We start from the raw sequence: 12,751 nt of genomic DNA, 5'->3' as shown, positions 1-12,751 counted from the left end.
TTACTAAATGCTTATCTAATCTATATTATAGACATTGATAAGACTAAATTATAAGTTATTAAAATCAAGTTAATTCTAATAACGACCATAAAACTACCGGAAGAACCTGTTTTCTATCTTAAACTTTTACCGATGGAAAATATATTACCTGTTCTAGCATCTTTCTTTGCTTCTTCACAAAAACAGCCTCCTCCTATTCCTGAAGAACAATATAAAGTTATTAAAAAGTGGTTTTGGCGTGCCTGCTTTTCGCAAAGATATGCCAGAGGAGGAGCTAAGAGTACTCATATAGATTTAGTAGAAGTACAACAACTTAAGGATAGCAAGCCTCATAAACTTGGAGATTTTGATATAGACTTAGAACGTGATTTTTTTATTAAAAAAAATTTCCGCAGGTCTTCAGTTGCAACTGAAACTTTCATTCTCCTTTTAGCACAAGGTAAACCTTTAAACTTTATTCAAGGCACGAATATATCCTTGCAAGAAGTTTTATCTCAAGGGAATCGAAAAGAGTTTCATCATATTTTTCCTAAAGCCTACTTAGAGAGTCTAGGAAATAGCGATGAAAAAATCAACTGTCTGGCAAATTACTCCCTACTTGCTAGAACAGATAACAATAAAATAAAAGATAAATCCCCTAGTCAATATCGTTCTGAAATGCCTGCTGACAATACAATTTTAGAGAAAATACTGTCAACTCATTTCTGCCCAACTAATATGTTTGCAGATGACTATGATAGCTTTTTAGTTTCAAGGGCTGAATTGCTACTTATTAAAGCAAAAGAACTGTCACAGGTTAGTTAATGTGCTAAAACTAAACCTTATAGCTATATTTAGATTTCTATTTTGCGAATTTGAATATTAGTTATAAGGTCAAGCTGACAAGCTAATCGAGCATTAGAAATGTTGGGTACTAGTGTATCTAATATTTCCTGTTCATCTAACTCAGGCGGAGGAATTTCACCAATAACCTCAACTAGGCAAGTTCCGCAAATACCAGTCCGACAACCAAATAATACAGGTGAATTCTGAATTGTGAGATGTTCAGACAGATTTTTATGTGCTGGTAAGTTAATAGGTGGATAATCAGTTCCCGGAAAAGAAACAGTACATAAATTAGACATAATATTTAAACCAAACTCTTCAATTCCTCTTTGCGTCTTTGCGTCTCTGCGTGAGACACATCCTTCTCAAATCTCCAAAAAGCATTTCTCTGAGTCGCCAAATATCGAGCAATCGAATTACCACCCATCACAGACATTTCTCGATTTTGCTGCCAAAGATAATCAAGTTTTTCTACATACACTTTATAAGATTGCATCGCTTCTTGATGAGTGGCAAAACTGCGGTGTAATCCTTCCGACTCTTCCGTAAAACAACGACGCATCATTTCTTTAGCATCAGTATCGCTCATATTGAAGATGGGCGATCGCAACACATAATAAATCTTGTTATACAACGCCGGGTCATACCAAAAAATCCCATTAATCGCCGCCGAAAAATGAAAATGATCACGTTGACAACCCAACAAACCTAAATTAGCAACTAGTCTCTCAAATGCTGTTGCTTTAGGCAAACAAGTTATCACATCATGAGATATTATTGTTGAACTATTGAAGTGAAAACTTTCATCTAAAAAGTGATAGTAAGATATCTTCGCTGGAATTGGTGCAGATTCAGATTGAGGATGTTTTTGATAATAATTACTGAGTTTGTGCTGTACTAATTTACCATTTAGTGTCCTAACACCCCGGACTGTAAAATACTGACAAGCTAAAAATGTATTATTCGCAGAAATCAACCCAAAATATTGCAATTGAATCTTCTTCCACCAAGTTTTTAAAGCATTGGTATCAGCATAAACCATTGTTTCGGTAAACGGGCCGCGCATTGGGTAGGTAAATATAGGTTCCCCAAATAAGGTTTGCTCAACTTGTTTAGCAATGACGCGAAAAGTATTGATATGTGATCTTTCTTGAGCAGATTCTAAATCTAAAGTATCGCAGATTAAGCGGAAGTCTTCTTGAGCATAAAGTCCGGCTGCACTAGTTTGATTGAAATAAATAGTGGCAATTTCAGCAGAAACAATCTGAGAGTAGTAAGCTACCCAATAAAGCTGATTTAAAACTATTCGCTGATGTTTGCTAGACTGTTCCCATAAAGGTGTACCATATAATAGTGAAAATTCTTCTGGATTCCAATATTCGTTTTGGCAATCTTCATAGCGAAAGTTTGCAGTTGCTTCATCCATTAAAGCAGTATGGTCTTTTTGCTTATTGCGGGTATAGTTGATTTGTAATTTGCGATAAGTCGTTGTACTATCTGATAATTTTTGAATAGTATTTACCATAAAAATCTCTATATTTTAGTCAATTATGCCAGATGTAGGAACTTCCAAGGAATAAAATCACCAATTGCAATAATTATAATCATTCGGAAGGGGTAAAGAGGAACCGCCTGCGGCGGTTCCTCTTTACCCCCATTCATAATCAATTCAATTTGGAGGGAAATTTGTGGGTGGATAAAAGTATTGCTCGAATTAACTAGAAACAGTAAAGCAACTCAAAGGAGCAGCAAGCCAGCGTTTTCAAGCACAACTTTAGACAATTGCGTTGTTACCTTCAGAGTGATTCTTATTCTTATAGTCTGGTATTTTTTTTACTGGGAAGTCCCTAAGTCGCTTTATACTTCTTTGTATAACTTGCTTAACAATATATGGGCCAGTTTCATGAGTAACGGGTATCATCAAAACTTGGGCAGCTGCTTGTGCTATTTGTACGGAGTCAAATCCTGGTAATTTCTGCAAGAGTATCCAAATACGTTTGAGGTATTCCAGCATCTCTAGATCAATATTTACTACTAAATTTTGGTGATGATAATTCATCCGCATCCCAAAAATAACTGGTGTTGTAGATAGCAAGGTTTCACCAAAAGCATCTAAGATTTTGAGTAACTCATCCGCTAGACGGATGCGAACAAACTTCCCTTGATCTGATAGTAAATAACTAACACCCTGTTCTAATGTTCTACCAAAGTGAAAATCTTTAGTATTACTAAAGTTTATTAATATTGTTTCTAGACGATTCCAGCGAAAACTACCATTTTTAAAGAGTAGATTATTAAAAGTTGGTTGTAATTGTGGGGCTGGGTCAGTTAAAAGGCGTTTGAGAACGTAAGGGTATGCAGAAACTAAAACCTTAAAGTCTGGGTCTATACTAATTGCAATTCCCTCTAATGCTACCAATGAACGAATAATTAATGCATAGTACGCTGGCACTTGAAAGGAATATTGGTACATCAACTCTGAAAGCTGTTGAATAATTACCTGAAAGTTGAATTGAGCAACGCTAGATGTTAGCGCATCATTAAACAGCTTTGTCAATGCAGTACTGATGGGAGTTATGTCTGCATCAACAGGTAAAAACTCCAATTCTATATAGTCTTGTACCAGTGCTGAAAAATCTCGATTGACAATGTGAACGACAGCGTTAATTAAAGCATACCTTTGATCAGGCTTAATTTCGCTCATCATCCCAAAGTCTAAATAAGCTAGCTTGCCATTTTCCATTGCCAGCAAATTACCTGGATGAGGATCGGCATGAAAAAAACCATGTTCTAGCAGTTGTCTGAGAGTACACTGTACTCCAACTTCAATTATGGAACGAGCATCAATTCCTTGAGACTGAATTTCGGCTGGGTTAGTTAATTTAGTTCCTTTTATCCATTCCATCGTCAAAACGCGACGATTAGTATATTGCCAGTAAATTTTAGGCACATAAATATCAGTCAACTCACCATAAAGATTAGCAAAGTGTTCTGCATTTTTTCCTTCTTGAATGTAATCCATCTCTTCAAATAGATGAGTAGCAAATTCATCTAAGATGGCAACTAAATTAGTCCGAATTCGTTGATATCGCTTTTGGAAAAAAGCAGCCAGACTTCGCAATATATATATATCTAAAGCAATTTTTTCTGCTAAATCAGGTCTTTGGACTTTAACAGCAACTAACTCTCCCGTTGGTAATCGACCTTGATAGACTTGTCCTAAAGAAGCGGCGGCAATTGGTTGAGGAGATAATTCTGCATAAATTTTGTCTGGAGTTTTCCCCAATTCTTCTTGAATAAATTTGTATGCTAGTTCATTAGAAAAACTAGGCAACTGATCTTGCAGTTGAGCAAGTTCATCTATATAAACTGAAGGCAGTAAATCAGAGCGAGTAGACAGGGCTTGACCAATTTTAATATAAGCAGAGCCAAGACTAGTGAGGATTTCTCGCAATTGTACGGCTTCGCGTTGCTGCTTTCGGCTAGACTGTCCTGTTTTGCGGTTCCACCACCATTTGATAGTAAAGCTAACTATGGGAAGTGAAATTTGCCACCATCGTTTGAAAACTTGCATTTTTTGATCGCGGTATTTTTGAGCGATCGCTTCTGGGTCATAATGGAGTGGTTTCTCTAATGGAATTGTGACTTTACTCATTTTTTCAGTGGACTTCCTGCACGAATATTGGAAAATAACAATTTTTATTTTCACGCTCAAGCACAGCGAAAATTTATATAATTTATAGATAAAATTTAATATAAATATTATGCATTATAGCGATTCCCAGTTAAGTGAGGTACAGGTAATATTTTGAAACGCAGAGGGTCACAGAGTTAAGCGCAGAGGTACGCAGAGATTTGTACTTCAGCAGACTAGAAAACGCTATATTATTTTGCGATCGCTCTATAGTTAGGCATTCATTCTAAATCATAAATAGTAGCTTTTTTAAAAAAATAATTGAGACTTAACTACTCATTATTCCTACTCACATTTCATTAATGACGAATTATTTTTTTGTGCCTAATTGGGCATTTTTTTCGGAAAATAGGATATAAAAAAGATTTTTATTCCTTTGTCTGCCCAATTTGGCATAAATTTCTCGGTTTACAAATAGTCCTCTACTACTGAGTTTTTCTCTGCCAACGGATAAACAACTTTTCTAGTTCAATCCACACAAAGGTGAGCGCACTAAAACCAATACAAATCATCAATTCTATGAAGGTAAGGTAGTGAGTGCTGAAGAAGTTACGTAATGGTTCAACGTAAATCAAGAGTAGTTGGAGTATTGATGTCAATATTACCGATGCCAGAATATAGGGATTAGAGAAGGGATTAATCTCCATAAACAGACGGGTATTAGAGCGAATTGCTAAAGCGTGTCCCATCTGTGACAAACACAGAGTAGTAAAGACCATTGTTTTCCAACGCTCTGGATCAAGAGTACCGCCTGCTGTGTATGTCTGAGTGTATCCATAAGCCCAAGACATCATAGCGATAGTAATGATTGCCAACACAATGCCTATTCGGATCATGTATGCACCCAATCCACGGGCAAAAATGTTTTCTTTGGGATTTTTGGGAGGTTGCTGCATCACAATTGGTCTACCTGGTTCCACAGCTAGGGCTAGGGCAGGCACTCCATCTGTAACAAGGTTCATCCAAAGGATTTGTAAGGGTGATAGGGGTACACCACCTAAACCCATCAGAGGTGCGGCTGCAATAGTCAGTACTTCGCCGATATTACTACCGAGAATGTAACGAATAAAACGACGGATGTTGATATATACGACACGTCCTTCTTCTGCTGCTGCCACTATGGTAGAAAAGTTATCATCTAATAGCACCATGTCACTAGCTTCTTTACTGACATCAGTGCCGGTAATACCCATTGCTACACCAATGTCTGCTTGCTTGAGGGCTGGAGCATCATTAACCCCATCGCCAGTCATCGCTACAACATGGCCTTGGTGTTGTAGTGCCTGCACAATTTTTAATTTGTGTTCTGGAGAGACGCGGGCGTAGACGCTAACCCGGTCTACATGTTTTTCCAGTTCTGCCATACTTAATTTTTCGAGTTCTCGCCCGGTGAGGACTTCATCTTTAGGACTGGCAATACCTAAGTCTTCAGCGATGGCTTTTGCTGTTAGTTGGTGGTCGCCTGTAATCATCACCGGACGAATCCCCGCCGTCCGACAACGAGCAACTGCATCCCGCACTTCTGGACGAGGAGCATCTAACATACCCACCAATCCTAGCCAGATCAGAGTGTTTTCAGAAACATCTTCAGAACCTTCTGGTGGTAGTTCAGTTAAGAGTTTGTTAGCAAAGCCGAGAACCCTTAGCCCTCGCATTGCCATCTCGTTATTTTGCTCTAAAATCCGGCTTCGTTGTTCTGCTGTTAGTGGCTTAACATCATTACCAATTTGAATGTGAGTGCATCGTTCTAAGGTCAATTCAGGAGAGCCTTTAGTAAACATCAGATAAGGAGTTGTGTGCAAATGGAAAGCACTAATACCTGCACCAGATCCTTCTGCTTCTACCATGACGCTCATCCGTTTGCGTTCTGATGAGAAGGGAAACTCCGCTACCCGGGCAAAGCGATTATCTTGCTCGTCTTTACGGAAAGAACCTTTACCAGCCAATGACAACAATGCACCTTCTGTGGGGTCGCCTAAAATTGACCATTCACCATTTTCTTTTTGTAAGATGGCATCATTACATAGTACGCAAGCTAGTAATAAGCCTTGCAGTTCTGGGTGAGCTTGGGAAAGATGGGTTTTATCTTGCCATTGAAATTCACCCATAGGAGTATAACCATCTCCACTCACACGGGCTGTATTGCTGGCTGTGCAAACAGCTTGGACTACCATTTTGTTTTGAGTCAAAGTTCCAGTCTTATCAGAACAAATGGTGGTAACAGAACCAAGGGTTTCTACTGCTGGGAGTTTGCGAATCAGTGCATTCCGCTTTACCATGCGCTGGGTTCCTAGTGCCAGCGTCACTGTAATTACTGCAGGTAAGCCTTCTGGTACTACCGCTACTGCCATACTTAGAGATACTTTGACTAGTTCCTCAAATAAGCTCGGATTGAATAAAGTACCACCAGCAATGACAATCACCACTAGCACTAATGCACCTGTGACTAGGACATTGCCTAGTTGGGTCATACGTTTTTGGAGTGGCGTAGGTTCCGATTCAACTGACTGTAAAGCACTGGCAATTTTTCCTAATTCTGTCTGCATTCCAGTGCTTGTGACTAGCACTGTTGCTCGTCCTTGCACTACCTCCGTACCGGAAAAAACTAGATTGATGCGATCGCCTAATGGTGCATCTTCTGGTAATTGTACTTCAGCTTGCTTGTTAACTGCATGAGCTTCTCCTGTTAAAGCAGATTCTCGTACTTGTAAGTTCACCGCCTCCAACAATCGCCCATCAGCCGGAACCTTCACACCGGCTTCCAGTAACATGACATCTCCGGGGACTAATTCTTTAGACTCCACCTCTAAGGTTTTGCCATCTCGAATTACCCTTACCTTAGAAGATGCCAAATTTTTCAAAGCTGCGAGAGCTTTTTCTGCCCCACTTTCTTGGATGTAGCCCAACACACCATTCAAAATCACGACTACAAAAATGGCGACGGCATCTTTAGGAAAGACAAATGTTCCTTTAGTTAAAGCTTCCCGCACATCTAAAACAGCAGAGATAATTGCCACAGCAATTAACATCAACAACATAATGTTTTTGAATTGATCCCAAAGGATCTCTGCGGGGGAGCGGGTTCCACTTTCTGTTAGCTCGTTTGCACCATAACGTCTGAGATATTCTGTCACTTTTGAGGTCGTTAAACCAAATGTGCGATCGCTTCCTAATCGCCTGAGAGCTTTAACAACTTCTAAAGTATGCCATGCAGACGTTTCATCTGGTTGAGTGAACCCAGAGTCTGACGTAGTAGAAGTCATAGATATTCTCTTTTAAATCAAAAACTTGAACTCACATAGCATTATGATTAAATGCTATGAATGCGTTTATCGGTACTATTAGATATTACAATCTTTATTGAGTCAATAAGACAATGTAAAGATAAATAAATGTAAAAATGAAGGCAGAAAGTAGGATACAGAAGACAGGAGCCAAAACAAGGGTTGACTACAATTATCCTGAGTTTTAATTACAACCTCGCCCACAAGGAGCCAGGTGGGAAACCTAATATAGGACTAGTATTTGATTTATGAAAAAAATCAGAAAGCTAGTCGTCATTTAAATTGCACCATATTCATGGTAGTAAAAGCTGCAAACCCTCTCCCTTGCTCCCTGCCCCCTGCTCCCCTGCGGTCTCAATGTGAAAATTAAACGATTAACAGCTTACACCCAGATTAATCTTCTTTCCTACTCCCTACTTACACAACTAGATTCAGAAATCAAACCAGATTCCTCTAGTACAGATATCGGACTTACCTAGAACAAAAATGATGCGTTTCTTGTTTACCACTCTTAGCATTTTGGCTGAAGCTTCGGTTTATTGAGATTCTGATTGGCAGTTTCCCCAAATGTAAAACGTTCCCATTCACCGTAGAAAGTTTCAGTTCGGAAGCGAATTTGACTAGCTGCCAGTTCCAATCCTTTAGAAGTGGCACAAGTACCAAACGTGTGCATAAATATAGGCATAGCTGCTATACCTCCTGGAGTGAAGCCGGCAAATGCCGCTCCGGCTGCTGCAATCATGATGCATTGTCCAAAAGCCTTCCAAGTTTCCTCATTAATATTGTCAGACCGTTCAATACTCACAAAAGCTTTGAGAGTTGTTTTCCTGGTTTCAAGTACTGGCGTTAGTAAAAAGCCATTACCGTCCATCACAACTCTAAACTCTGGCAAACCGTCCATACTCCCTAATTCAAAATCTCTAGTAGCCATTTTTGTTGTCAGTTGTTAGTTGTCAGTTGTTAGTTGTCAAGAGTCGAATGTCACTAAGAAAACGTGAAACCTAGTTTGGGTAGGGTGTTGAGGGTAGGGGGTAGTTCACCAGTGTAGGTTTTTAACCCAGTGATGAGTAGCAACTCTCAAAATCACCATTTAATCAGAGTTCCATCCCCCCTCAAACCCTTACACCCCTACACCCTAAATCAAGGTTTTTGGGTCATAACGTAAAACACCTACACCTGTCAGCTGCCCCCTCAAGTCGGATCATAAAAGAACAAGACACTAATAACGCCAAAGAAAATCAGCATTTGCAGTCCATTTAACCAATTACATCGCCCATCCTGAGAAACTTGCGTCATGATTAAAACGCTACCGATAAGTGCAGCAATTTGTGGAGGCGAGAAAAGAAAATCAACAGGATGACCCACCAAAAAAGAAGCGACGATTAAAGTGGGAATTACTAGCAATGCAACTTGAGAAGCAGCATTCATGCCAATCTCAAAACTAAGATCCAACTTATTTTTGTAGGCGACTAAAACAGCACTCATAATCGCGCCCACATTGCCAATAATGCCAATGACAATCGCCCCCACAAACATCTCAGTCCATCCCAGTCCAGCAGTCACAGAATCTACGCAATCAGAAACAAAATCAGATAAAAAAGCCATCAAGACACTAGAAGCAGCAAGTACGCCAATAGAAAAGGGTACACCCCAAGACATTTCTACACTTTCTGCTTCTGGCACAAAAACGTCCGTGAGATTCTTGGCTTGTAGTGCTGACTCGGAATGGACAAAAGCTTCAGCGAGATTCTTGGCTTGTAGTGCTGGTTCAGAATATCTAAATCTAGCCAGGGTATAAATTATGCTCCCACCATAAGCCATGAGCAAAAATACAGATAACCAAACAGAGACATTCTTGATGACATCAGCAGCAGTTATACTCTCGCTAGAAAAATCAACTGCATGGGCATAGATTGACGGCATGAGAATTGCCACCGCCGCAATCATTAATCCTGCGGCGGCATCTTTGGCTCTATCTAGGGGAAATGTCACCGTACCAAAGCGGTAGCCACCAACCATAATGGCTGCACCAACAGCAACTAACATATTGCTGATAATTGCACCTGTCCAGGCAGCTTTTGCTAGTGGCCCTAACCCTTTAGCTACGGCTATTAAACCAAAAATGAGTTCAGGTAAGTTACTAAAAGCAGCATTCATCATTCCACCCCATGTGGAACCAACTTTGTCTGCTAATTGTTCTGTGGCATTGCCAAGCCAGTAGGCAACAACGACCATCGCCAAGCAAGAAGTAAAAAACAGGAATATCTCATTGTGAAATCCTGGCAGGTACGCTATCACTAAACTTATGGGCAGAAAGATTGCTAACCAGTTAATACTAGGTTGCCTTAATACTTGCGTAACTTCTTGAAGCTGCATAATTTTAACGCTCAAGCTATAACATTGTTAAAAATTGCTCTCCAAATTTCTACAAGATTGAATCATTGTCTAGATTGATTCAGATTGTGATTTTGAATTGCTTATCCGACTAGGTTAGGATGTAGAAAGAATGCTGTGGCTAGCATTAGGTAAGTCATTAAGAGCAACGTTCCTTCTAACCAATTAGAACGACTGTTAGGTCTGACAGAATTGGTCATCAGAACAGCAATAGCCACTCCTAGAACTGTAAAGTTATCAAAGTCTAGGTTCATCGGTTTGCCAATTACCAAGCCAGTAAAAACTAAGATTGGTGTGACGAACATGGCAATTTGTAAGCTAGAACCGATCGCCACTGAAGATGCGAGATTGACTTTGTTCTTAGCGCCACAGATTCCACAAGTGATGATTTCTACCGCTGCACCGAAGATAGGCAGCAGAATTACTCCAGTGAATAAGCTACTCATTCCAGTAGTAGCGATCGCCTCTGATAAACTATCTACCAGGACTTCGGAAACAAACACCAAAACAATTGTTGTACCTAAAAGCAAGCTAACATGTAACTTTAAGCTATATTTCTCCCCTCTAGCTTCACTACCGTAACTCTCCGGTTCTGCATCCTCATCTAATCCATACAGATGCCTGTGAGTCTTCATAGAGAAGAACAGCATTAAGATGTAACTAGTTAAGAGCAGTGCTGATGCAATGTAAGAAAACTCGTTAGTTGTTTGGAGATGTAGCGCTAACGAAGTGACTTCAATGGCGGTGGGTGCTAGTAAAAAGACGATTACCAAATTCAGTAAAGAGGCATTGACACGACCAACTGCGCTCAAGTGTTCTTGGTTGATGTGGGAGTTTTGCTGATTGATTCGCAACCCTCCAAAAAACAGGGCGATCCCTAAACCTAAAAGCAGATTGGCAATCATCGAACCCATCAAACTGGCTTTGACTACATCTATCAGTCCGGCTCTGAGAGCAACAATAGAAACAATCATCTCAGTAGCATTGCCAAAAGTAGCATTGAGCAAACCACCCATCGCAGGGCCAATTCGAGAGGCGATGGCTTCTGTAAAGTTAGCTGTCCATGCTGCTAGAGGAATAATTGCCAAACCTGCTGCCATGAAGACAATTGTCGAATTTACATTTAGATGGTGCAGAATCAGGCAAATGGGTACAAAAACCAGCATCCGTAAGAGTAAGGCATCCTTACGAGACATTGAGCTAGGTTGCTTGGTTTTTTTGGTTGTTGGTGAGCGCGATAATCTGCCGGGCTTTGAAACTGACATTGTTCAACCTCCAAAACCTTCTTATTTTTTGAGATGGTATAGAAATTCGGCGGTCACTTCGCTAGCGATCGCAATGGTAATCTATTGATTTGATGACATTAATTTGAGTCAAATGAACTTCTTTGTTGAAAGTTCATAAACTCGATAGTCTATGAGTTGCTCAGGTGAATATTTAATAATCTGACCTAAGAAGGCACTCATAAAGTTAAAAGGCAAAAAATATTAGTTTAGTCCTTTTTTCCTTTTGCCTTTTAACTTTTTACTTCTTAACCTCTCATACCCCTATTTTTTGGATACTTTTGGCTGAGGTTGGCTACCTTTTACAAATAAATTGAACGATAAACTCCTACTTTAGGGCAACACAATAAATATCACTTATTGTTAATAATATATATAGATGCGTTTGCCTTTGTATGACCCACACAATTAATCTATGGGTTGACAATCACCGGGAGATACTAGTTCAATCTTTGAATGGCTTCTTACTTGTAGCTTACAGTAATCACCGAAAGAAAGAGATGATGAAGCTGCTTACACTAATACAAATTTTTAATCAAAGATATAATGTGAAGCAGACATTTTACTTTCAAGACCTACACCACGCCTGAGATATGTTGACTGCTGACAGAAGAGCAAATAATTACTAATGCCTAATTCAAGGAGTACAAGCTCCCTAGAAGTGTAACTGCGAATTACTTGGTTTACTTTTCGTGGAGCGAGTATTATTGACTACGACTTATTTTGACTATCAACTGTAAACAGTCTATACATTAAATACGCAACCAAAGTGTAGCGGAGATTACTGTTTGCTTTTTTGAATAGTTACAGCACTAAGTTATATCTGGGTTTTGGATGATGAGTACTGAGCAAGGAGCATAGTGGGTGACATAGTTGCTGACACTGCCCAAAATTAGTTCGCTCATACCAGAAAGCCCCCGGCGGCCGATGACAATTAAACCAGCCTCCCAGACGCGGGCAGTTTCGCAAATAATATAACCGGGTCGGCCTAAACCTTGGTAATATTCAGTTGCTACTCCAACAGCGATCGCTTGTTCTGTGAAAGATTTGAATACATCCAGTCTGGATTTTTCCAACTCTTCCCAACCTCTTTCATCAACAGATAGAACGTGGAGTAGCTTTAAAGATGCCTTAGTGGCTTTTGCCAACTCCAGTGCTTCTTGAAAGATATACTCGCTGATATGGTCACAGCGATTGAGGGCGACGAGAATTTTACGAAACATAAAACCTCATAAGCAATTCAAAATTCAAAAAAAGGAATGGGCACTCCA

At 39.7% G+C, this 12,751-nt stretch carries 9 protein-coding genes; 1 reads left to right on the top strand and 8 read right to left on the bottom strand.

Features of this window, described 5'->3' with window-relative positions; genetic code table 11:
- Positions 1-132 precede the first annotated feature (132 nt).
- On the top strand, positions 133-804 hold the full coding sequence (locus H6G69_RS29370; protein WP_190692650.1) for a hypothetical protein: 672 nt from the start codon (positions 133-135) through the stop codon (positions 802-804).
- A gap of 29 nt (positions 805-833) precedes the next feature.
- Here the strand turns inward: H6G69_RS29370 and H6G69_RS29365 are convergent, their stop codons facing one another.
- From H6G69_RS29365 to H6G69_RS29330, 8 genes are all read right to left on the bottom strand, one after another.
- Positions 834-1,124: a 2Fe-2S iron-sulfur cluster-binding protein gene (locus H6G69_RS29365; RefSeq protein WP_190692649.1), complete on the bottom strand. Its 291-nt coding sequence runs from the start codon at positions 1,122-1,124 to the stop codon at positions 834-836.
- A 5-nt stretch (positions 1,125-1,129) separates the two neighbouring features.
- Entirely contained in the window at positions 1,130-2,350 is a 1,221-nt protein-coding gene (locus H6G69_RS29360; protein WP_190692648.1) for a P-aminobenzoate N-oxygenase AurF, read from the bottom strand.
- A 249-nt stretch (positions 2,351-2,599) separates the two neighbouring features.
- Positions 2,600-4,480, bottom strand: coding sequence for an AarF/ABC1/UbiB kinase family protein (locus H6G69_RS29355; RefSeq protein WP_190692647.1), 1,881 nt, complete (start codon positions 4,478-4,480; stop codon positions 2,600-2,602).
- 464 nt (positions 4,481-4,944) lie between these two features.
- A complete protein-coding gene (locus tag H6G69_RS29350) occupies positions 4,945-7,782 on the bottom strand; it encodes a cation-translocating P-type ATPase (RefSeq protein WP_190692646.1) in 2,838 nt (945 codons plus the stop codon).
- 532 nt (positions 7,783-8,314) lie between these two features.
- A complete protein-coding gene (locus H6G69_RS29345; protein WP_190692645.1) occupies positions 8,315-8,734 on the bottom strand; it encodes a hypothetical protein in 420 nt (139 codons plus the stop codon).
- Between the two features lie 260 nt (positions 8,735-8,994).
- Positions 8,995-10,179: a calcium/proton exchanger gene (gene cax, locus H6G69_RS29340; RefSeq protein WP_190692644.1), complete on the bottom strand. Its 1,185-nt coding sequence runs from the start codon at positions 10,177-10,179 to the stop codon at positions 8,995-8,997.
- A 101-nt stretch (positions 10,180-10,280) separates the two neighbouring features.
- Positions 10,281-11,393, bottom strand: coding sequence for a calcium/proton exchanger (cax, locus tag H6G69_RS29335; protein ID WP_190692651.1), 1,113 nt, complete (start codon positions 11,391-11,393; stop codon positions 10,281-10,283).
- Positions 11,394-12,292: 899 nt separating this feature from the next.
- Positions 12,293-12,703 (bottom strand): universal stress protein, encoded by a 411-nt coding sequence (locus H6G69_RS29330; RefSeq protein WP_190692643.1) that lies wholly within the window; start codon positions 12,701-12,703, stop codon positions 12,293-12,295.
- Between the last annotated feature and the right edge of the window lie 48 nt (positions 12,704-12,751).

The sequence above is a fragment of the Nostoc sp. FACHB-110 genome, assembly GCF_014697425.1.
Classification (GTDB): Bacteria; Cyanobacteriota; Cyanobacteriia; order Cyanobacteriales; family Nostocaceae; genus Nostoc_B.
The sequence above is the reverse complement of the archived record's forward strand: the minus strand, read 5'-3'. Positions and strand labels throughout refer to the sequence as shown.